The 21,641-nt window shown below is 64.9% G+C and carries 24 protein-coding genes; 17 read left to right on the forward strand and 7 right to left on the reverse strand.

The genetic code is table 11. The annotated features are described in order from the left end of the window. Positions 1-702, forward strand: a complete 702-nt coding sequence (locus tag ACU0AG_RS06375) for a helix-turn-helix domain-containing protein (protein ID WP_482781427.1) — start codon at positions 1-3, stop codon at positions 700-702. A gap of 12 nt (positions 703-714) precedes the next feature. Continuing rightward, the gene (locus ACU0AG_RS06380; RefSeq protein WP_482781428.1) at positions 715-1,335 is read left to right on the forward strand and encodes a GNAT family N-acetyltransferase; all 621 of its coding nucleotides are present in this window, start codon (positions 715-717) and stop codon (positions 1,333-1,335) included. Here ACU0AG_RS06380 and ACU0AG_RS06385 read toward each other — a convergent pair. Further along, positions 1,325-2,551: an alginate export family protein gene (locus ACU0AG_RS06385; protein WP_482781429.1), complete on the reverse strand. Its 1,227-nt coding sequence runs from the start codon at positions 2,549-2,551 to the stop codon at positions 1,325-1,327. The two genes, ACU0AG_RS06380 and ACU0AG_RS06385, sit on opposite strands and share 11 nt — an antisense overlap. A gap of 89 nt (positions 2,552-2,640) precedes the next feature. Here ACU0AG_RS06385 and ACU0AG_RS06390 point away from each other — a divergent pair, with 89 nt between their 5' ends. Beyond that, the gene (locus tag ACU0AG_RS06390; RefSeq protein WP_482781641.1) at positions 2,641-3,105 is read left to right on the forward strand and encodes a hypothetical protein; all 465 of its coding nucleotides are present in this window, start codon (positions 2,641-2,643) and stop codon (positions 3,103-3,105) included. A 6-nt stretch (positions 3,106-3,111) separates the two neighbouring features. On the opposite strand, the gene ACU0AG_RS06395 is transcribed toward ACU0AG_RS06390, so the two are convergent. Next, entirely contained in the window at positions 3,112-3,855 is a 744-nt protein-coding gene (locus tag ACU0AG_RS06395) for a helix-turn-helix domain-containing protein (RefSeq protein ID WP_482781430.1), read from the reverse strand. Positions 3,856-3,985: 130 nt separating this feature from the next. Here ACU0AG_RS06395 and ACU0AG_RS06400 point away from each other — a divergent pair, with 130 nt between their 5' ends. From ACU0AG_RS06400 to ACU0AG_RS06435, 8 genes are all read left to right on the forward strand, one after another. After that, positions 3,986-4,306 (forward strand): 2Fe-2S iron-sulfur cluster-binding protein, encoded by a 321-nt coding sequence (locus tag ACU0AG_RS06400; RefSeq protein ID WP_482781431.1) that lies wholly within the window; start codon positions 3,986-3,988, stop codon positions 4,304-4,306. A 29-nt stretch (positions 4,307-4,335) separates the two neighbouring features. Then, entirely contained in the window at positions 4,336-5,430 is a 1,095-nt protein-coding gene (locus tag ACU0AG_RS06405) for a ferritin-like domain-containing protein (RefSeq protein ID WP_482781432.1), read from the forward strand. 244 nt (positions 5,431-5,674) lie between these two features. Further along, positions 5,675-7,657, forward strand: coding sequence for a ribonucleoside triphosphate reductase (locus ACU0AG_RS06410; protein WP_482781433.1), 1,983 nt, complete (start codon positions 5,675-5,677; stop codon positions 7,655-7,657). Then, positions 7,641-8,375 carry an anaerobic ribonucleoside-triphosphate reductase activating protein gene (locus ACU0AG_RS06415; RefSeq protein ID WP_482781434.1) on the forward strand — a complete coding sequence of 245 codons (735 nt, stop codon included), beginning with the start codon at positions 7,641-7,643 and terminating at the stop codon, positions 8,373-8,375. Before ACU0AG_RS06410 ends, ACU0AG_RS06415 begins: the two co-directional genes overlap by 17 nt. A 354-nt stretch (positions 8,376-8,729) precedes the next feature. After that, complete coding sequence (chrA, locus tag ACU0AG_RS06420; RefSeq protein ID WP_482781435.1) at positions 8,730-10,049, forward strand: chromate efflux transporter; 1,320 nt, start codon at positions 8,730-8,732, stop codon at positions 10,047-10,049. A 10-nt stretch (positions 10,050-10,059) separates the two neighbouring features. Beyond that, positions 10,060-10,788 (forward strand): superoxide dismutase, encoded by a 729-nt coding sequence (locus ACU0AG_RS06425; protein ID WP_482781436.1) that lies wholly within the window; start codon positions 10,060-10,062, stop codon positions 10,786-10,788. A 113-nt stretch (positions 10,789-10,901) separates the two neighbouring features. After that, positions 10,902-11,408, forward strand: a complete 507-nt coding sequence (locus ACU0AG_RS06430; protein WP_482781437.1) for a phosphatase PAP2 family protein — start codon at positions 10,902-10,904, stop codon at positions 11,406-11,408. Between the two features lie 113 nt (positions 11,409-11,521). Beyond that, positions 11,522-12,028, forward strand: coding sequence for a class I SAM-dependent methyltransferase (locus ACU0AG_RS06435; RefSeq protein WP_482781438.1), 507 nt, complete (start codon positions 11,522-11,524; stop codon positions 12,026-12,028). 786 nt (positions 12,029-12,814) lie between these two features. On the opposite strand, the gene ACU0AG_RS06440 is transcribed toward ACU0AG_RS06435, so the two are convergent. The 4 genes from ACU0AG_RS06440 to ACU0AG_RS06455 all read right to left on the reverse strand — a co-directional run bounded on the left by ACU0AG_RS06440 (position 12,815) and on the right by ACU0AG_RS06455 (position 15,356). Next, positions 12,815-13,042 carry a hypothetical protein gene (locus tag ACU0AG_RS06440; RefSeq protein WP_482781439.1) on the reverse strand — a complete coding sequence of 76 codons (228 nt, stop codon included), beginning with the start codon at positions 13,040-13,042 and terminating at the stop codon, positions 12,815-12,817. A gap of 64 nt (positions 13,043-13,106) precedes the next feature. Beyond that, a complete protein-coding gene (locus ACU0AG_RS06445; protein ID WP_482781440.1) occupies positions 13,107-13,739 on the reverse strand; it encodes a hypothetical protein in 633 nt (210 codons plus the stop codon). A 70-nt stretch (positions 13,740-13,809) separates the two neighbouring features. After that, entirely contained in the window at positions 13,810-14,484 is a 675-nt protein-coding gene (locus ACU0AG_RS06450; RefSeq protein ID WP_482781441.1) for a hypothetical protein, read from the reverse strand. A 56-nt stretch (positions 14,485-14,540) separates the two neighbouring features. After that, on the reverse strand, positions 14,541-15,356 hold the full coding sequence (locus ACU0AG_RS06455; RefSeq protein WP_482781442.1) for a PAN domain-containing protein: 816 nt from the start codon (positions 15,354-15,356) through the stop codon (positions 14,541-14,543). A gap of 166 nt (positions 15,357-15,522) precedes the next feature. Here ACU0AG_RS06455 and ACU0AG_RS06460 point away from each other — a divergent pair, with 166 nt between their 5' ends. From ACU0AG_RS06460 to ACU0AG_RS06485, 6 genes are read left to right on the forward strand one after another with little or no spacing between them, the layout of a single operon-like run. After that, on the forward strand, positions 15,523-15,975 hold the full coding sequence (locus ACU0AG_RS06460) for a hypothetical protein (RefSeq protein WP_482781443.1): 453 nt from the start codon (positions 15,523-15,525) through the stop codon (positions 15,973-15,975). Between the two features lie 28 nt (positions 15,976-16,003). Then, a complete protein-coding gene (locus tag ACU0AG_RS06465; protein WP_482781444.1) occupies positions 16,004-16,564 on the forward strand; it encodes a hypothetical protein in 561 nt (186 codons plus the stop codon). 8 nt (positions 16,565-16,572) lie between these two features. After that, entirely contained in the window at positions 16,573-17,574 is a 1,002-nt protein-coding gene (locus ACU0AG_RS06470; protein WP_482781445.1) for a hypothetical protein, read from the forward strand. Beyond that, positions 17,571-18,005: a hypothetical protein gene (locus ACU0AG_RS06475; protein WP_482781446.1), complete on the forward strand. Its 435-nt coding sequence runs from the start codon at positions 17,571-17,573 to the stop codon at positions 18,003-18,005. Before ACU0AG_RS06470 ends, ACU0AG_RS06475 begins: the two co-directional genes overlap by 4 nt. A gap of 11 nt (positions 18,006-18,016) precedes the next feature. Next, positions 18,017-18,475 carry a hypothetical protein gene (locus ACU0AG_RS06480; protein ID WP_482781447.1) on the forward strand — a complete coding sequence of 153 codons (459 nt, stop codon included), beginning with the start codon at positions 18,017-18,019 and terminating at the stop codon, positions 18,473-18,475. Between the two features lie 51 nt (positions 18,476-18,526). Further along, on the forward strand, positions 18,527-19,066 hold the full coding sequence (locus ACU0AG_RS06485; protein WP_482781448.1) for an ECF-type sigma factor: 540 nt from the start codon (positions 18,527-18,529) through the stop codon (positions 19,064-19,066). Here ACU0AG_RS06485 and ACU0AG_RS06490 read toward each other — a convergent pair. Continuing rightward, a complete protein-coding gene (locus ACU0AG_RS06490) occupies positions 19,063-21,465 on the reverse strand; it encodes a serine/threonine-protein kinase (protein ID WP_482781449.1) in 2,403 nt (800 codons plus the stop codon). The two genes, ACU0AG_RS06485 and ACU0AG_RS06490, sit on opposite strands and share 4 nt — an antisense overlap. Positions 21,466-21,641: the final 176 nt, after the last annotated feature.

Genomic DNA, 21,641 nt, shown 5'->3' on the forward strand with positions numbered 1-21,641 from the left:
ATGAGCCTTATGAGAATCGGCGAGAAGCCAGAGATTGCCCGCCTTCCGCTATTCCGCGACATGGATGACGCCATGCGCGAGCGCGTGCTGTCGGGATCGTTCCTGCAGGTCTTCCCGCCGCAGCTGACCCTGTTCGAACGCGGACAGCAGGCCGATTTCCTGCACGTGCTGGTGGATGGTCTGGTGGAACTTTATGTTTCTGGCACCGGACGCGACACCACGATGAAAATCGTCGAGCCGGTGACCAGCTTTATCCTCGCCGCGGTGATGACCGATCTGCCCTATCTGATGTCGGCGCGCACGCTGACCTCTTCGCGGGTGTTGCTGGTGCCGGCAGCTTTGATGCGCGAGGTCATCCGCAAGGATACCGCGCTGATGCAGGCGACGATGCATGAACTGGCGCTGGGCTACCGCGACATGGTGCGCGCGCTCACCGACATGAAGCTGCGCCAGTCAGCCGAGCGGCTCGCCAACCATCTGCTCGAATTCAGCGCCCAGCGCGGCAACGCCTGGGACTTCGAACTGAGTGGCGAAAAGCGTGTGCTCGCCTCGCTACTGGGGATGACGCCTGAAAACCTCAGCCGCGCCTTTGGCACCCTCAAGGAGCACGGAGTGAACATAAGCGGCGCGCGGGTGCGGATCGAAGATCGCGCCGCGCTGGCCGCCTTTGCCCGGCCCGATCCGGTGCCGGCTGACCGCTGAGCCTCGCCAGGAATGAGCGCGCCGCCCGAAACCCGGCTTGCTGTCAGCGCCAAGGAGGCGGCTCGTATCCGCACAGCGGTGCGCATGGCGGATGTGTCGTTGCTCGGCCCCGGCTACCGGGTCGCCGACGAGGGCGATGTGCCCGCTCTGATCGACCTGCTGTCCGATCCGCGCGTGTCCGATCCGATCTATGATCTGCCGCGCCCCTTTACTCATGAAAATATCGCCGGATGGGTCCGCGAGGCACGCGACCGCCAGCACCGCGGTGAGGCGGTGCTCGCCGTGCTCCCCGGTGACGGCGGCGGCATAGCCAGCTATTCCTATTTCACCATCTGGCCCGAGAATTCCGCCGCCGAGATCGGCGGAGCCTATCGCGCCGCTGCCCAGAGCCGCGGCACCGGCAAGGCTGGCGCGGCGCGCAGTTTCGGCTGGATGTTCGATCACCTCGGCGTGCGGTTGATCGGCCTGACCGCCGCGCTCGACAATCACCGCTCGGCCCGCGTGATCGAGGCGGCCGGCTTCCGCTTCATTGGTGAGCGCGACAGCATCCGCCCGGATGGCAGCCTGCGCCGCTCACGCTACTGGGAACTCACTCGCGAGGAATGGCACCGGCGGCAAGCCCTCAGAAGCTGAATTGCAGCGACAGCCAGCCCTTGGTGGTATCGGCACCAAAGCCGTCTGCCGCGTAGTGCGCAAACTTGCCGAGCAGAACGAGATTGGTGCGGACCGGGTAGACCGCCAGCAGATCAAGCTCCTGCCCGTAAGCCGCATCGCGCCGCGTCGCGGCAAAATCATGCACGATCGCACGCAGGGTTAGGCCCTTCAAAGCGCCGCCTGCAAACTTGTAGCCGACCTCGCCATACAGATCGCGCAGGCCATCCGGCGGGGTGACGAGGAACTTGTCGGCCCAGCCGTTGAAGGCGTGGAGCGTCGCCAGCGGGGTCTGCAAGGCCGCCGCGCCATTGCCCTCCAGCCGCTCCAGCCCCGCCTTCACCGCCCAACCGCCGAATGCCACGCTCGGCTCGATCAGCAGGTAATCGAGCGCGAAATTGGCGGGATTGGCCGCATGATCGGATTGCCGTGCATATTCGGCGGCGTAGAGCAGCTTTGCGCCCTTGGCCAAGGGTTGATCGCCGATCAGCCGCACTCCCATGGTGCGAGACGAACTGCCGGGGTGCGACGGAATGTCGAGCCAGAAGCCATAGGCCGACACCGTGCCGATCGGGCTGCCCGAATAGGCGATCCGCGCTGCATTGATATCGGTATCGCGGAACACCCCTTGCGGCGAATCCTCGCCGAAGATCCGGTCGACCCGCCAGGCGTTGAAATAGTCGATCGCCACGCCCTTGGCCGGGCGCAGTGTCACTTGCGCCAGATCCAGCGTCTGGTCGTTCTGGCGCCAATCGACCGAGCCGATCCAGCGCTGGTTATCGAGATTGACCGCCCGCCGCCCCGCAGCGAGCTCGACGGCGGCATGGGGCTTCCACCGGACGAACACCTGATTGAGCTGCACCGATTCCGGATCGGCGACCACCGGAAAGGCGACCTTGCCGTTGACCGTATCGTTGTAATCCTCCGGCCCGACCCGCACGATCCCCTCGCCTTCGACCTGCAGGCTGAAGCCGTGCCAGTCGCCCAGCCTGAACCCGGCCCGGATTCGCAGTGTCGAAGCGGCGGCATCTTCCGGCAACCCGTCCTGATCGACCAATTCGATCCGGTATCGCAGATCGCCATAGGGATCGAGGGTGACGGCATCGGCTTCAGGCGGCGGCGCGGTTTCGGCTTGCGCGGCAACCGGCAGCGCCAGAGTGACGATGAGGGCGAGCAGGGGGAGCGATGCTTGATTCATGCTGCGTGAAATACCCCTGCGTCCGCCAGCGTAATTGACCTGCATCAAGGATGGCGCGGCACAGGGCCGCTAGATCATCAGGCATGGACATCGACTGGTTCACTCTCGCCCGCGTGGCGCATGTCGCTTCGGTGGTTGGCTGGATCGGCGGGGTGTGGTTCGTCACTTTCGTGGTGATGCCTGCCATCGCTCGCAGTGAAGCGCCTGCCGCGCGCCTCGCCGCGTTCCACCGGATCGAGCAGGGCTTTGCCCCGCAAGCGCAATTCTGGGTGCTGCTGGCTGGGGCCTCAGGGCTGTGGATGACGTGGGAGGCGGACCTGTGGTGGCGCTTTGCAGATCCGGCGCTGTGGTGGATGCACGCGATGGTGGGGCTGTGGCTGGTATTTGCGCTGATGCTGTTCGTGGCCGAGCCGCTGGTGCTGCACCATCGCATGGCCCATTCGCCCGATCCGGCGGCCGATTGGCAGCGGATGGTGTGGGTGCACCGGGTGCTTTCAGTCGCTGCGCTGATCACGACGCTCGGCGCGATGGCCGGGGCGCACGGGCTGATCTAGGCGCGCTCAGGAAGGCGCAAATGCTGGTTCGGCAGGCTGTATAGCCGTGACAGCTTGGCGCGGTTCGACATTGCCAGCCTGCTCGGCCAGCCGCGCCAGATCATGCAGGATGATGCAGGACCGCCCGCGGGTGTCGATGATCCCGTCCTCTTTCAAATCGGTCAGCTGGCGGCTGACGGTTTCGATGGTCAGGCCGATGCTCTCGCCGATATCGCGGCGCGTCATCGGCAGATCGATGCAGCCGGGCTCGCCATCGGGGCATTCGAGCCGCTCTGCCATGCCCAGCAGAAAGCCCGCGAGCCGTTCACGCGCGGTCTTGCGACCGAGGTTTACGGCCTTGTCTCGGCAGCGGAACAGAGCGGTCTGGGTGCGTTCGAGCAGCGTCCGCATCACCCGCGGGCTGGCCGCCGCGCGGGCATAGAACGCGGCTGCCGGAAACACTGTCAGCGCGCTCTCGCACAGTCCGGTGACCACATGACGATGCAGCCCTACTGGCGGGACCGAGAAGATATCGCCGCCAAAGTGGAACGCGACGATCTGGTGCCGCCCGCGTGATGCCAGCGCGCTCAGCTTGGTCGCGCCTTCGGTCAGAAAAACCAGCGTGGCGGTATCGGGATCGGTTTCGACTTTCTGCCCGCGGGTGATCTGCACCTGCGTAGCCAGTTCGCCCAGACTGCGGGCAAGCTCGCTCCCCGGCTCGATCCCGAAAGTGGCACGCAGGAACAGGTTATACGAGCCGGGATTGGCCATGGCAGCCTCGCGCAGAAATTTCGATGGTGGACTGATGCCCGGCGGGGGCGAAGGTCGCCTTGATATATGTCAATGCCTGCCAGGATGCGAATTGCTTACACGAATGTCAGCAACGCACGGAGTCTTCTGAATGCCGATGATCACCTATGTCGAACACAATGGCACGCCGCACACAGTCGCCAGCCCCGACGGCATCAGCCTGATGGAGGCCGCCACCATGCACAAGGTGCCGGGGATCGAGGGTGATTGCGGCGGCTTTTGCGCCTGCGGCACCTGCCATTGCTACATCGCGGCAGAGGACGCTGCGCGCCTGCCCGCCATGCACGAGCTGGAACGCGCCACACTCGATTTCGCCTATGATGTGGACACTCGCAGCCGCCTGTCGTGCCAGATCCCGGTCACCCCCGCGCTCGACGGCATCATCGTCCACTTGCCCGCGCGCCAATATTGAACACCCGGACACCATAAACGGAGAGAGCGATGGAACAGGTCAAGGAACGCGAACCGGCGATTACCCTGCCGCACTGGCTGAAGGGCAAGGCACCCGACGACATCTATCGCACCCCGTTGGAGATCGCCTGGACCTTCGATTACCTGATGTCGGGCGACAAGATCGAGGACCTGTATCGCCGCGCCAAGCAGGACCAGTGGAACAGCGATGAACGCCTGCCGTGGGATCTGGCGGTCGATCCGTCGAAGCCGCTGATCAATGACGAACAGGACATCTATCACCGGATGCCGTTCTTCCGGAAGCTGTCGAAGTCGCAGCAGGAACGCTTCACCGCCCATTCGACCGCGCAGATGCTGTCGCAATTCCTCCACGGCGAACAAGGCGCGCTGATGACGGCGGCCTGCGTTACCCATTCCGTGCCCGATGCCACGGCCAAGCTTTATGCCGCGACCCAGACGATGGACGAGGCCCGCCATGTCGAGGTGTTCGCAAGGTACTGCGACAAGGTGGCGATGGTCTATCCCATGTCGGGCTGGCTCAAGCAGCTGATCGACGCGACACTGAAGGCCGATCGTTACGAGAAGATCATGATCGGCATGAACATGATCGTCGAGGGCCTCGCGCTGGGCGCCTTCAACAACATGTACCGTTCGACCCAGTGCGAGTTGCTCAAGCAGCTGACCTTCAACGTGATGCGCGACGAATCCCGCCACGTGTCGTTCGGCCACGCCTATCTCGCCCCGGTGATCGGCGCCTTGGCCGAGGACGAGGTGGAAGACCTTGCCGATTTCGCGTTCGGGGCGGTGAAGATCCTCGCCTTTGCCGGGACCGCGGGCACCATCGCCAGCCGGGTCGATCCCGGCTTCATGCTGGTGCTGGAGAACTGCGAGATTGACGCGGATGATTTCTTCACCGGCCTGAATGAGGCCGAGCAGCTCGGCATCACGCGGCAATTGCCGCCGGGGCAGATCCATTCGCTCGAACACCTGATGCTGCCCGCGCTGGCCCGCGTCGGCTTGCTCACGCCGCGGGTGCGTGCGCGGTACGAAGAGGTCGGCATTCCGCTGACCGACGACCCGCGCATCCTCCACGCGATGGAAGGCGGCCACCCGGTCGCTGCCTGACACGCAAAGCTCCGTTCACTCCCGTCCCTCCCGAAGGAGTGACCTTTCCGCCTCCTGGCCCTTGGGTCAGGGGGCGGCCTTGTATGTTGTGCAAAGGTCGCCGCGTCGTAGGAAAAATCGCGTCACGGGTAGCCCAATTGATGAATGTCAATCCATATCCCTGACGCCGCTCTAGAAGGGTTCACCACTAGATGATGTGGTCCAAACACCAATCATGCCACAAAATGTTCGGGAGTAACTTGCCATGCCGTCCACTGCCGTCGCTGATCACATCGCCGCTCTGCGAACCGCGCCTTCCTCCGGCCGCAGCATCGATTGCGGTGCCACAATCGATGAATATATCTCTGGCGCAGACTGGCGGATCAAGGCCAACGCCAATGTCGGCTATTCGCACGCTGGCCTCGTCAGTAATGTCGCGGGCAAGGTCATCGCCAACTACTGGCTAGATCAGGTTTATGCACCCGAAGAAGGCCTCGCCCACCGTCAGGGTGACATCCATATCCACGATCTGGACAGCCTCACCGGCTATTGCGCTGGCTGGTCGCTGAGAGCGCTGCTCAATGACGGGTTCAACGGGGTGGCAGGCCGGGTGTCCTCGCGCCCGCCGCGCCATTTCCGCGAGGCGCTGGGGCAGATGGCCAATTTCCTCGGCATCCTGCAATCCGAATGGGCCGGCGCGCAGGCATTTTCCAGTTTCGACACCTATCTGGCGCCCTATGTCTTCCGCGATAATCTAAGTTTCGGAGACATCAAGAAAGCGATCCGCCAGTTCGTCTACAACCTCAACGTGCCGGCGCGCTGGGGACAGTCGCCGTTCACCAACATCACGCTCGACATCACCGTGCCCGAAGACCTGCGCGATCTCTACCCGACCGCGCACGATCGTCACCTGTTTTCGGGGCTGGACGACACTGCCCTGCTCGACCGCGCCCGCCAGCGCGATCTCGGGCTGCGCAGTCTGGAAGACCTGACCTTTGCTCATTTCGCCCCCGAGATGGAGCAGATTGTGATCGCCTATTACGAGATCATGACCGAGGGCGATGCCACCGGCCAGCCCTTCACCTTCCCGATCCCCACTGTCAACATCACCGAGGATTTCGACTGGGACAGCCGTGTGGCCAGCGCGATCTTCGACAATGCCGCCAAGGTCGGATCGTCATACTTCCAGAACTTCATCGGCAGCCAGTATCTGCGTGATCCGGTCACGGGCGAGCGGCGTCCCAATCCCGAAGCCTATGCGCCGGGCGCAGTGCGTTCCATGTGCTGCCGTTTGCAGCTTGACCTGCGCGAATTGCTCAAGCGCGGGAACGGGTTGTTCGGATCGGCCGAGATGACCGGATCGCTGGGTGTAGTGACCATCAACATGGCGGCGCTTGGCTATCGGTTCAAAGGCGACATTGTTGGGCTGATGGCCGAACTCGACCGGCTGATGGACATCGCCAGTTCTACCCTGGAGAAGAAGCGCGCTTTCGTTCAGGGCCTGTATGATCGTGGGCTCTATCCCTATACCGCGCGCTACCTGCCGTTCTTGCGCAACCATTTCTCGACCATCGGGGTCAATGGCATGAACGAGATGGTGCGCAACTTCACCGGCGATGACGCCGATCTCACCGTGCCTAACGGCATCGAAATGGCGCTCGCAATTCTCGATCATATGCGCGGGCGCCTCGTCGGTTATCAGCAGCAGACCGGCAACCTCTACAACCTCGAAGCCACACCGGCAGAAGGCACCACCTACCGGTTTGCCAAGGAAGACCGCAAACGCTTTCCCGACATACTGCAAGCGGGAGGCGGCGAGAATATCTACTATACCAACAGCTCCCAAATTCCGGTCGATCATACCGAGGATCCGTTCGAAGCGCTGGAATTGCAGAACGATCTGCAATGCAAATACACCGGCGGCACGGTTCTGCACCTATACATGAGCGAGAAGCTGTCGAGCGCCAATGCGGCGCGCGGGTTCCTGCGGACCGTATTGACCCGCTATCGCCTGCCATATGTCACGCTGACCCCGGTGTTTTCGGTTTGCGACACCCACGGCTATCTCGAGGGCGAGCAACCCGAATGCCCTCAATGCGGTACGCAAACCAAGGTTTGGACGCGGGTGATGGGCTATTTCCGACCGGTCGACAGCTTCAACAAGGGCAAGGTCGGCGAACATCGCCAGCGCCGTCACTTTACCGAGGATGCGGCGATGATGGAGGACCTGTTTGGTCACGCTGGCTGAACGCGACGGGCCGGAGCGCAAGCGATCCCGGATGACGCACCCGTTCCATGCGATCACGCCCTTCACCTTGCTCGATTTTCCCGATCGCAGCGCCTGCATACTGTGGGTAGCGGGATGCAACATGCGCTGCGGTTACTGCCACAACCCGGACATTGTGCTGGGCAAGGGAAAGCTGAGTGAAGGCGATGCACTGGCGTTCCTCCGGAGACGGCGGGGGCTTCTGGAGGGGGTGGTGCTGTCGGGCGGTGAGGCGACAACCTGGCCCGGTCTGGGCGACTTTGCGGCCCAAGTGAAAGCGATGGGATTCGCGGTCAAGCTTGATACTAACGGGTTGCGCCCCGATGTAGTCGCGCAGATGCTGGATCGCATGCTGATCGATCATGTCGCACTCGACTACAAGGCACCACCGGAACGGTTCCGCGCTGTCACCGGCACTGTCGCCTTCCCCCGCTTCGCCCGCACGCTCGATCTGCTGTGCCGACAGGATCGCGTTACGTTCGAAGTGCGTACTACCGTCCACGACGCGCTGCTGGACGAAGGTGACGTACTGGCGATCGCAACTGATCTCGAGCGGCGCGGCTATCGTGGGAGGCTGGCGGTGCAGCAAGCCGTTGTCGAACCTGATCGCCCGCTGCTGGGCTCGCTGACGCCTCCAGGTCGTAAGCTTGATCGGCAGTGGCTCGCAGCGCAGACAAGTCTGGCGCTGGACTTCCGATAGGATTGCTCAGTCACCCTGCCGCCGAAACACTCTCGTGCCATCCGTGAATCGAACAGCTTAGGATCAAAGCGGGACACATTGCGCCGACCCTGCCCCACCACTGTGGTGAACACACCCTGAACCTTTGCGACTCGTTCAGGAAGCCCTTCGAAAAGGAGCGGCTCTCGGAGTCGCGCCTCCCGATGGCCGAATCTGGAAGAGTGACTGTGTTTCCGCTTAGACCTTGCTACGGCTTCCTCAGCATTCTAAACCCTCGGTGACGGGGCGAAGCAACCTCCCGTTCAGGCCGAGAAAAGCCCAAGCGTTGCCTCGTAGCCTTGCCGTTGTTGGCGAGGTCTTTTGTGCGAGGTCATCTTGGCGTCATCGGCTCTCACCCATTCCATCACCTTCACCGAGCTGCTGCGGGCGTTCATCCGTATCGGGCTGCTTAGCTTTGGCGGGCCTGCAGGGCAGATCGCGCTGATGCACCGGGAATTGGTGGAAGAGCGCAAATGGGTGGCCGAGGATGATTTCCTCCACGCGCTCAATTTCTGCCACCTGCTTCCCGGCCCAGAAGCACAGCAGCTCGCCACATGGATCGGGTGGCGGCTGCATGGATGGCGCGGCGGGCTGGCCGCGGGGCTGCTCTTTGTCATTCCGGGCGCGGCCATCATTCTGGCGCTGTCGGTGCTCTATGCCATTGCCGCAACTCTCGCATGGGTCGAAGCGCTGTTCCTCGGCGTGAAAGCGGCGGTGCTGGCGATTGTGGTGCAGGCCTTGTTGCGAATTGCCGGACGTGCGCTGGATACGGTGTTGAAGCGTGCGCTGGCGGTGGCCGCGTTCATCGGGCTGTTCCTATTCGACCTCCCGTTTCCGCTAATCGTTTTGGGTTCCGGGGTGATTGGAATGGTAATTGCGGCCTGGCGGCCCGACCTGTTGGCGCTGAAACCCACTACAACTGGCGGTGCTTTACCCGAACGACCGTGGCGCACCACGATCCTGTCGATCGTCCTTTGGGGAGCGGTCTGGGTCGCACCGATGCTGCTGATCGCGCTGACGCTTGGGCAAGATCACGTGCTGTGGGAAATTGGCGCATTCTTCTCGCAGCTCGCCATCGTGACTTTTGGCGGGGCTTATGCGGTGCTGGCCTACATGGCGCAGGAAGCGGTGCAGGGGTTCGGGTGGCTGCGTCCCGGCGAAATGGCCGATGGGCTTGGCCTTGCGGAAACCACGCCGGGGCCGCTGATCCTCGTGACGCAATTTGTCGGCTACCTTGCCGCCTTCCGCGCGCCGGAGCCGTTCTCGCCATTCGTCGCCGGGTTGCTGGGCGCGGGCCTGACGACATGGGTGACCTTTGCGCCGTGCTTCCTGTGGATCTTCGCGCTTGCGCCGTGGATCGACCGGCTTGGTAATGCCGTGCGCCTGAAGGGCGGGCTCGCAGCTGTGACGGCAGCGGTTGTGGGGGTGATCGCTAACCTCACCGCATGGTTTGCGCTGCATGTGCTGTTCGCCGAGGTGGGCCAGCGCCAATTCGGCCCGCTGCGTTTATACTGGCCGGACCCGGCGAGTTTCGATTGGCGCGCGAGCGTGCTGGCGGCAATCGCCTGCGCACTGGTGTTCGGGCTGAAATGGTCGGTGCTGCGGGTTCTGATGGCCGCCGCGCTGGGCGGCATGGTTCTGGTCTTGGCAATCTGAGGAGGACGACATGAGCATCATCACACGCAGGCAAGCCATCGGCACGGCAGCACTGTCGGCCACGGGCATCGCACTGGCAGGAACGGCAAGCGCAGCCTCGGCGCAAGACCCTGCCGCGGCCGCTTCCCGTGCCGCTGCCTTTGCCGGCAAGCACACCCCCAAACCGCTGCGGTTCAACCCGGCCAAGCTCACCGGCCTGTCCGAGCGGCTGATCACCTCGCACTGGGAGAACAATTACCTAGGCTCGGTGCGCGGGCTCAACACCATCGAGAACCGCCTCGCCGCCGCCATGGCCGATCCCGACTTCCCGACGGTCGCCTATGCCGGGCTGAAGCGCGAGGAACTGCACCGCACCGGATCGGTGGTGCTGCACGAATATTACTTCGATGCGCTGGGCGGCAACGGCAATCCGGGAGGATCGATCTACGAGGCGCTCGATGGTTGGTTTGGCAGCTTCGCCGCATGGGAAGCCGAATTCCGCCGCACCGCCATGTCACTGGCAGGCGGATCGGGCTGGTGCATCCTCAGCTACAACCGCCACACCCGGTCGCTGCACAATTACTGGGCCTTCGATCACATGCATGGTGCGGCCACCGGCGCACCGCTGATCGCGCTCGATATGTATGAGCACAGCTTTCACATAGATTACGGTGCGGCGGCAGCGAAGTATGTCGATGCCTTCATGGCAAACCTTGATTGGGAGGTGGTTGACGCAAGGTATCGGGCAGCGATTGCGTGAAGGGGCATTCTGCAAACCGGCTCTTGATCCTTACTTTGTTGGCCCTTGCCGTTGGCGGAGTTTGCCTCGCAGTGCAGGGGCCATTGCCGGGTGACGTCGGGGCCACACGCAGATTGCAATCGCTGTTTGGTAATGCGCCGCGTTGGGCTGAATGGCTGACCGATACAGCCAAGCCGCCAATGGTAATTGCGACCATGGTGGTCGGAGTCGGGCTGGCATGGCTTGCTGCTGGCTGGCGCGCAGTGCTTTCGGTCCCGCTTGCCTTCGGCCTCGCCTGGCTGATCGACAAGGGCTTGCGCGCTGTGATCTTTGCGCCGCGGCCTTCGGCGGATCTGGTTGCCGTTGCCAGCGCCAGCAGTTCGAGCGGGCTGCCATCCACTTTCGGGCTGGTCTATGGCAGTATCTTCGGAGTGGTTGCCTTGGCGGCTGCAACGGGCTGGCCGGCGAATGGGCTGCGCGCTCTCGCGCTCGCTCTGATGTTTGCCGGAGCGGCGGCCCGGGTGGTGCTCGGCGGGCACTGGTTGAGCCAGATGCTCGCCTCGGTTCTGCTGGGTCTGCTGGCGGCGGCTGTGGCACGCGAACTGGCTGATCGATTGCTCGTGAAGGAAGGTGCAAGATGACAGACGAACCGCAGCAGCACTGGGACCGGGTCTATTCCGACTAGGCACCCGGCGAGGTCAGTTGGTTCCAAGCCGAACCGCGCCCTTCGCTCGCCGCACTTGCACGGTTTGATGTGCCCCACACGACACCTTTCGTCGATATCGGAGGGGGCGCCTCCAATCTCGTCGATGCCTTGCTGGCAAACGGGTGGAGCGATGTGACGGTGGTCGATATTGCTGCCCCGGCGCTGGCGGCGGCACAGGCCCGACTGGGAGAGGCGGCAGCGGGCGTCCACTGGGAGGTCGCCGACATAACCCGCTGGAACCCGCCGCGTCGCTACAGGGTATGGCATGACCGGGCCGTCTTCCATTTCCTGACAGAGCCGGAGCAACAAGTGGCCTATCGCCGCGCCCTTCTGGAGGGGACAGCGCCCGATGCACTCGTTATCATTGCCACCTTTGCGCCCGATGGGCCAGAAAAATGCAGCGATCTGCCGGTGCAGCGCCATGATGCCGCAAGCCTCGCCGCTGCACTCGGGAGCGAGTTCACGTTGCTCGACGACTGGCGTGAGGAACACCTCACCCCGTGGGGCGCCGCGCAGAAGTTCATCTGGTGTGTGTTCCGGCGAGACAGCGACTAATCAGGTCTCTGCCTGTTCGGCGTGGCCAAACTCGTGATGAGCGACTGCAATGGGGTCGCTTGCTGAATGGCAGCAATTTTCTGGATGGCGGGCAAAGCCGCCATTACCGGACCGATCTGAGCCGTGACGGCTCCCGACCCAGACCCGGTCGTTCAGGGCTGCCAGATTGAACGTCCGCATTCGCCTAAAGCCGCCATGCAGCTTTCGGGATCACGCACTGGTCACGCTCATAACCGCAGATGGGTGGGGAGCTGAAGGTCGGCTTTCGAGCGACAGAGCCCAATAGCTGCCATCCATCGTCAGCCGAGCAATGCTCCGCCTCTCGGCGAAAAGGCGGTCGCTCGGCCAGAAAGTCACAACTTCGGTTTTCGACCAAAGCCGCCAGGCCATTTTCAACCCAAGCCAATACCCGACTTCGCCCTGTCCCATCGCACGTTTCGAGACCGGATAGGCCAGTCGGTTTACACTGCCCGCGCGACGCTCATGATCGCGCGTTCAAATGCCGGCGCTGCACAGGATCATGGGAGTGCGAGCCCGGTCGGCAAGCATCGCCTCGCGCAGGGTTCGCAGCTGATCGGGGGTAGTTCCCGGCGTCGTCTCTCGCAGCCGCCGCAAATAGTGATCGAGCCCCTGGCGCAGTTCGGCTGACGCGCGCTCGGGGCATTTTTGCATGTCGAGTTCACCGACGAGGTCGCCGCCCGGCGTGCTGGCATCGCCGCTGCTTCCCGCCGCGTCGCCGAACCCGCCATCGGTCCCAGCGCTGCCACCCCGCCGACATCGCGCCGGTCAGCAGCGCCATAGACCGCCGAACCGCAAGCGTCCGTCAGCCGCGCCGCCGATGATGCCGGCTGCCATCAGGCCAACCGCCAGAACCGAGGCGGCGGACGGCACCTGCGCGTCCGAACCGGACAGCAGCAGCATGGCGCTCGCTGGAACGATGCCGCCCGCCAGCGCGACGGTCGACCACGCGGGAAGGGGCGGGGCAGGCCGGTGGGCTGAAGGGGAAAATGTCATGAGCCCAGCATTGGGCAAAGCGTGCCCGATCGTCGAGGAGCGACCGCCGGAGGCGCGCAGACGCTTATCCCTCTGGCCTCTTGACCGGCCTGGCGCTGCCCAGTCCGGCGAGGCGCTGCGCGAGTGTGCTGCAATTTGCGGCCATGTTCGCCAAGCCAGCGGTGTTGGCGGCCACATCGGACGCAACGCCCTCGAGTTGTTGGGTGGTAAGTTTCGAAACGCACGTATCGAGTATGATCGAAATCTGCCGCAATTCGACCGCCAGGCCGGTTAGCTGCGAGGTGCCCAAGCCAGCGGCCACTCCGTCCGACTGGGTGAATGGTCCGCTGGCATTGAGTAACCGGCCCAGCGCCTCGACCATCCCATCAGCGAGGTTTTCGGCCGTTGTCGTGCCTGCGGGGAAGAAGAGAACGGTATTCTCCCACAGGCTCATGGTGTCGGCCATCTCGATCGAACCTGTCATGTTGAGCGTTGCCCTCGCGGTACCGTTCGCGCGTCGGAGCGTGCGGTCGAGCTGGCTTGCAGTTTGCGCATCCGCTTGCGGGACCGGAGCTTCGTTCAGCGGCGGGACGATAGGGCGGGGCTGTTTCGCGCGTGGCCGAGGCTGGCCCAGCGTGGGCGCGGCCGAGGCGACGGCGGCAAGGCCAATGCCACCTGCAAGCATGGCCAGAAACTTGCGGCGGTCTTGTTCGGTCATGGCAGGGTTCCATAATGACGACCCACCGTCACCCACGGATGGTGGCTGGCCAGAGTGCGAGATATGGGTCTTATCGCGGCAGTGCGGGTAGCGATGACGGGGGGCGTATGTATCCGCGGTTGACCATCACTTCGACGCTGCGCTCAAGCCCGACCGCGCCGTAGAATTGTGCAATATTGCAGACCGCCGTTCCGCTCTCCGGCATCAGCATGACGGCGTAGCCCTCCGAAGCGCCCTGAAGCGTCTTGCCGACCGTATCGCTGATGAACCGTCTCGCACCGGTGACGGACGGCTTGGCCGCTTGGTAGGCCGATGCACTTTGCACTGGGGGTATCACCCAGTCGGTGAAGTCGGTAAAGATCGACGGATCGACCGTGCAGCCCGAATGCATCAGCCGCACCCTGCCCTCGGTGAGGGCGAAAGGGCGGGACACCCAGCACGCCACTTCGACGCCGTGCATTGCGCTGATGATCAGGCGCCCCGAGGCTCCGGCGGCCCCGGCTGTGGTCAGGATCAGGCGTTCCTGCATCTGACCGAACAGCGCCCGGCCCGTGAGGCTGCTGCGCCCCTCGAAGGTCACCATGGTCTCGATCCGGCCTGTCGGGGGCGGGGCGATAATGCGCGGCTCGCCGGGGACAGGCTTTTTCTGGAGCTGAGCAAGCGCGGGCACAGCCGATGCGGCGGCGGCAAGGCCGAAGCCGCCTGCAAGGCCTGCCAGAACAGCGCGGCGATCAAGGTGTGTCATGTGACGCTCCTTCCCGAGAATGTGGCAGCCCCGCCGGGATGCGGCGGGCCTCCGAGTCAGTCGATGATCTTGCCGAGCAGGCCGCGCACAGTGCGGTCGACTGCGCGGTTGGCTTCGTCCTCGGCCGCTGTCCCGGCCGTATCGCCGAGGCGGCGGAAGACCCGGTTGATCGCGGCGTCCCCGGCTGTGCCGCCCGATGACGGCGCGCCCTTGATCCCCGAGATGCAGCATTCGCTCTGCGAGGCTTCGGGCACGGGGGCCTTGAGGAAGCATTCGCCATGCTCGGTCCGGCCCGGCGGGACATAGGTCCACGCCTGGCACTGGCCATCGCCGTCGCAGGCGGCCTTGCAGGTCCGCCAGTCATTGCCCGCCGAGGCAAAGACGATCTCGCGGTAGTCGTTGCCGAAGAGGTCGACATTGATCATCGGCCGCCAGTCATCTTCTGCCTGCGCAGGCGCGGCGATCGGCGCGGGCGAGGAGGGGGCAGGCGCGGTCGACACCGCGACCTGCTTGCTCGGACCGAGATAGCGCACCGAACTGATCGACCCGCCCTTGTCGCCGAGCGAGGCCATCGCGCCGTCCACCACCATGCAGGCGGTCTTGAAGTCGGCATCCATGCACACCTGCCACTGCCCCTCGGTCCGGAGGGAATAGGCGTAGTCGTTGGCGGTAGAATCGAACCCTTCCTCTGCCGGGATATCCTGCAGGTTGCGCACGTCCCGAGTGATCGTCACGCCTGCGCCGCCCATGTCCTCGGCATTGTAGAGCGTGATAGAACGCGGCGGCTCGCCCTGCGCGGCGATGGCGGTGGCAAGAAAGGGCGTCGTGGCGAAGGCTGCCAGCGCCAGAGACAAAGCGGCTTTGCGGAACATCGGAAGGTCTCCCCAATCACAGGTCGCGAGGCGCAGGGCCTGCGCCGTCATGGGGGGAGAACAGGAACCATCGCCAAAACCGGACAGGGCGCGGTGCGTCAATTTTTCGGCACAGGCCTGTCCGGTTGCGCGGCCGTTTGCGGTTTTCCCCGCTGAAGGGAGACTGATGATGCGTGCACTGGTGCTGATGATCGCGCTGACCGGACTGGCGGCGTGCGGGGGCGAGACGGGGAGCGGGGGCGCCGCTGCCGAAGCGGGGGGCGAAGCCGTCACGGGCGTCGCTGGGATGGCAGCCGAGGGCGCCGCACAGGGCGAAGCGCCGATCACCGCCACCCGCGCCGAAGTCGAACAGGCGTGGGGCTGCCGCGGCGTGATGAGCGCAGCCTTTGCCGCCCGCACCGTGATCAAGGACGGCCTGCCCGCCGAAGTCGCCGGGATCACCAGCGACACGGCCATGTACTGGACCAATCGCGCCGCCCGGATGCGCGCGCCCGACATGACCGAAGAAGAGCTCGACGCGCTGACCGCCAGTTCGGTGCGGGTGCTCGCCACTCAGCAGGCGATCGAGAACGCCCTGCCGCAAATCCGCGAATGCCTCGCCGCCCAGACCAAGGGCTGACGCCGGCCCACTCAGGAAAGGACATGCCATGCCCATTTCACGCCGCAAGTTCATCGTCGCCACCACCTTCGTTGCTGCGGGCCTCGCCACCGGCACCGCGGCGCTGGGGGCTGAGGGCGATGTCATCGAAATCAGCATCGCCAATCCGGGCGCGCTCAAGGGGCTGACGGGCGACAAGCTGCGCGCCGCGCTGCTGCGCTCGGTGCGCCTGCGGGCCCGGCTGGCGGGGCCGGTCAAGGCCCAGTTCCTCGCCGCGCGGGTCGAAAAGGGCGCGATCCAGGAGGTGTTCGCCTCGGATGCCTTCGCGCTGAAACCCGGGCAGGTCGCTTTCCCGGGTGACATGTTCTTTCCGGGGGACATGTTCTTCCCAGGAGACATGTTCTTCCCCGGCGACATGTTCTTCCCCGGCGACATGTTCTTCCCCGGGGACATGTTCATGCCGCAGGATGCCGTCGCCCGCGCGCTGGAGCCTGTCGCCAAGGACACGCTCGGGCGCGGGGATGCGGCCAATGGTCTGGTTTTCTTCGTGATGGTCGATGCCAAAGGCGCGCGCGGGCGCGGGCTCGGTGTGCCGACGGCGCAAGCCTGAGCACGCCCGTGCCGCAGCGAGCGCTGATCGTGGGAGACGGGATCGCCGGGCTGGGCGCTGCGATCATGCTCGCCCGTGCGGGCTGGCGGGTGGACGTCGCCGCTGCCCGCGCCGGCAAATCCGCCAGCCACCGCCAGCACGCCCATCTCACCAGCGCGGCGGTGATGGCGCAGCTCGAAGCAAACCTTGGCGGCGCGCTCAGCGGCTGGGCGATGGGCTCAGCGGTGGTGTGGGACGAGGCCGGACGGCGCGACGAAGGCGAGCGCCCGATCCTGTGCGCCGAGGCACTCCGCCGCAGCCTCGCAGGGCACGCCGCCCGATCGGGGATGAGTTGGCATGACGCCATGGCGGTCACCCCGCTCACCGACGCCGCAGGCTGGCACTGGCGCGCGGGCGCGATGGCGGGGATCGCCGATGTGCTGTTCGATGCCACAGGCAGCGGGCACTGGCTCGGGCGGATGGCGGGAATCGCGGTGACGATCGAGGAGCTTGCCGGGCGCGACCGCTGCTGGAGCTGGTGCGGGCTCAATGACGGGCTGCACCAGCCATGGCTGATCGCCGCCAGAGGCACGGCCCATTCTGCCGTGCTGCTCAGAGCAGCCGACGGGACGCTGCGCCTGACTCTGCGCCAGCCGGGCACGGACACGCCCGATCCGGTCGCCACGCTCGATGGCTTGCTGATCGGAGCCGGAGCAGGCTGGGCCGGACGGATCGGCACTATCGCGCTTGAACCGCGCGCGCTGCGCCACGACAGCCCGCTCGCCCGCCGCACGCTGGTGAGCGCATCCGCGCCGCTGCCCCCGCTCGTCCGGCTGGGCGACGGCCTGATCCAGACCGCGCCGCGGCTGGGACAGGGCATCGCCCAGATCGCCGAACAGCTGGAGGCGCTCGCCGATGCACTGGCGGCGTGCCTCCCACCCCCCGAATGGCAGCGCGGCCTCGATCGCCTCGCCCAGCAGCGCTGGGCAGGGCTGATGCTCGGTGCCGGTCTGGGGAGGATCGCCGCATGAGGCATGCGAGCCTTGCCGCCTCCACGCTCCTCGCGCTCGCCACTGCGGGCAGCGCGCGTGACGTCATCCCCGGGCCCTTTCACGGCAGCTGGCGCATGGCCGCCGCGGACGACCGCGGCGACCACGGCCTGATGGCGATCACCATTCACCTCAGCCGCCACGAGCGTCGGGGCAGCGGCGATTACGCCATGCACCAGCCGATGTGCAGCTTTCTCGACGGTGGCCCGATCCGCGGCGACGGCGACTGCGAACTGACCGGCGGCCGCTTCATCGAAGTGCGGCGCGAAGGCCGACGCCTTGTCCTCATTCTTGCGCCCACCGCCGATGGCACACCACACCGCATGACACTCGGCCGGCGGGGCGAGAGCCTCGTCGGAACCTATCGCGCTGGTGGCTTTCTGCGCGAAGTGATCCTTGAACCTGCGCCCTGAAGGAGAACCGCATGCGCCTTGCCATTACCATTACGTCCCTCGTCCTGCTGGCCGCGTGCAGCAATACCGACGAGCATACGCTCACCGATCCCGAGAGCGGCGATAGCGTTACCCTTCGCACGGCAGAAGACGCCGAAGCCGGCATTGCTCCGCCCGCAAACCTACCCACTTTTGCGCCGGTCTATCCCGGCGCCACGGTCACCGCGTCGGTCACCGGTAATGTTGACGAGTCCAAGGGCATGGTCAGCTTCACCACGACGGACAGCGCAGACGCAGTGATTGCCTTCTACCGCAACAAGGCCGTGGCCGCCGGGCTCGCCGAGCAGGCCGAGATGAACATGAGCGGCACCCGCATTCTGGCGATGGGTGCATCGGGCAGCAGCGAAGCCGCAGTGCAGGTCACGGTCTCGCCAATGGAAGGGGAAGACAAGCGGCAAATCACCCTAGTCTATGCTGCGCAAAACCCGTGACAATCGTGAGTGCCGGCGGTAGAATCGGTCCGTCTACAGGGGGCGCAGGTCATGGAGCAAGGCGAGGCTAATGCAGCGCTGATCGAGGCGCTCTATCCGCAACTCAAGCGCATCGCGCGCGATCTGTGCTGGCGGTACGGTGCGGGTGAAACCATGCGTTCGACCGCGCTGGTCAACGAATGCTATCTCAAGCTGCGCCGCGCCCACGATTTCGCTGATGAAGCGCATTTCCTGCGTACAGCCGCCCGCGCAATGCGGCAGGTGCTGGTCAATCATGCGGCCGCGCGTCTTGCCGCCAAGCGCGGCGGCGGCAAGGCGGCGGAAAGCTTCGAGGATGATCTGCCGGTGATCTACTGGGAAAGCGATGATCGCCTGCTGGCCATCAACGGCGCGCTTGAACGGTTGGCTGGTTACGCTCCCAGACTGGCGCAGATTGTCGAATTGCGTTTCTTTGGCGGATATTCCGAGCAGGAAATCGCAGTGCTGAACAACTGCAACGAACGCACGGTGCGGCGCGACTGGGTAAAGGCCAAGGCGCTCCTGCTGGCCGACATGCAGGGCGATGGACTCGACGAGGCGGCAGCGGCCTAAAGTCCGGCGCTCACCGCTTTGGCCGCTTCCGCCATGCGCGCAGCTGCCGGGCCAAGGCTGGGCACCATGGCATCGAAGGCCTTGAGCGATTGCCGCGCGCCGGCGGCATCACCGTTCGCCTTCTGCGCCCTGGCGAGCGACAGCAAGGCCATCGCTCTGGCAGGCGGCGGCGATTTACCAAGATCCGCTGCAGCCAGCCCCTGACGCGCCACCGACAACGCATCGGGCGCACCGCTTGCGACCCGGGCATCGGCGAGCCCGGCAAGCGCAGCCACGTGCTGCATCGATCCCTTGCCGGCGAACTGCGCGGCCATTGGCGCTGCCTCGGCGAGCAGCTTTTCCGCTTCGGCCACGCGCCCGAGTTGCAGCAGCACCTTGCCGTGATTGCTCAGCAGCGCCGCTGTCCCGCCCGATGCACCGTAAAGCTGCCGGCGCAGCTTCACCGCTTCGGCGAACAGGGGCTCGGCAGCGGCCGGGCGACCGCCGAGCATCTCCAGCGACGCAAGATTGTTCGCGGTGTTGAGCGCATCGGGGGTGTCGGTGAGCCCGGTCGCCTGCCAGATTGCCTGCGCCTTTTTCAGCGCGGCTGTCGCCCCGGCAAGGTCGCCCGCCGCCTGCAGGGTCACCCCCAAATTGTTCTGGAACACGCCCGCCTGCCGATTTAAGGTGCCGAACAGCGCGGCATGATCGGCGGTTGCCTTTCTGAGCATCGCTGCCGCCGCTACCGGATCGCTGGCGCGCAGGATTTGCGCCTCGACCAGTCGGCTGTCGACGAGACGGGCGCGCCATTTGGCAGAATCGCGCTGCCAGAAGCCCTGTGCCTGGGCGAGCATCGGTTTGGCCGCGTCCACTTCGCCCAGCCGCACCATTGCTTGCGCCATGTCATACCGCGCCGCTGCCAACACATCGCCTGGCGCCGCGCCTTCGCCCCGCGTCACCAGAGGGGCAAGCACGGTCTTGGCGGCGGCATAGTCGCCCAAATAGAAATGCAATTCGCCCAGCGCATGCAGCACGCGGGCGGATTCCCCGGGATCGCGCGCAAATTGCGTCATGATCCTGCGCGTCGCCTGATCCAGCACATTGCGCGCATTGCCTGCATCGCCAGCTGCCTCGACGCTTTCGGCCAGCAGCAGATAAAGCGACTGTCGGACCGCATCGCTGCGTTGTTCCTCCGCCAGTGCGGCATCGCGCGCGGCCAGGGCTTCTCGCCGTTGGACTTCGGTACTGATAAGGCCCGCCACCAACACCGCCATGATCGCGCCCACTGCCGCAATCGGCCAGCGCGCCCGCCATGCAGCCCGCCGTAAGCGATAGGCACGGTCGCCTGAGCGCGCGGTCACGGGCCTGCCATCAAGCGCGCGGCGCAGATCGTCGGCCAGCGCTTCGAGACTGGCATAGCGATCCGCCGCCTCCTTGCGCAGCGCCTTGGCAAGAATCGCGTCGATATCGGCCACAAGGCTCTGCGGTGCACTCGCGAGCACCGGCACCGCCGGGCGCAGACCCACAAGCCGGGCCGGGATGCTGTCGAGCACCCGCCCAATGCCCAGCGCCACCGGCACACCCGCCAGATCAACCGGAGGCCGTCCCGAGGCCAGTTCGTATAGCACGGCCGCTGCCCCGTAGACATCCACTGGCGGTCCGAGCGGTGCGCCGGTCAGCAGCTCCGGAGCAGCATAGGGTGCCGATAGCGGCAGGATATCCTGCGTCTGATCCGGGCCGTCCATCCGCTTGGCAATCCCGAAGTCGATCACCCGCACCCGGCCCGCGTCATCGACCAGCACGTTGCCGGGCTTCAGATCGCGGTGCAGCACCAGCATCCGGTGCGCCGCACCCACTGCATTGATCACGTCGAGGGTAAGGGCAACGCGGTCCGCCAGAGATGACTTGCGCTCGGCGCACCAGACATCGATTGGCGCGCCCTCCACCCGTTCCATGACCATCCATGGCTGCCCGCCTTCGCTTATTCCGCCATCCAGAAGGCGGGCGATGCCTGGGTGATCAAGCTGCGCGAGCAATTGCCGCTCTGTTTCGAAGCGCGCCGCGTCAATCGGCGCATCATCGCGCATCAGCTTCAGCGCGCCGATCTGTTCGAAGCCACCCTCGGCCCGGCGAGCGACGTAGACCGCCCCCATGCCCCCCTTTCCGATCATCTCTCCGATCGACCACACGCCGATCCGCGACTGGGGGGGCGGCGACGTTGCCGGGTCGTCATCCTTTTGCTCAGGCAGCTCGAGAAAGGTCTCGGCCTGCTCCATCTGATCGATGATCCGACGCGCCTTCAGCAATTCCTCCGGACGGTCGGCAAGTCGAGTCTCAAGAAATGCGGCGCGTCTCTCGGGCGGCATCGCCAATGCCTCATCAATGACTTTTTCGAGCAGTTCCCAATCATCAGGTCGCATTTACCCCCCCTTCTGCATCAGCCTGCCCGCGACACACATAGATGTCGAAGTTAACGGGGAAGCGGTGAGTCTAGCCATACGGCTTATGCGACACTCACCGCAATTTCTCATTACTCTTTGCCGTGCAGAGCGACACCATTTGGCGGCAAATGCACATCTGCCGCTCAGCATGCTCT

It is taken from the genome of Erythrobacter sp. RANMB8, from assembly GCF_056848235.1.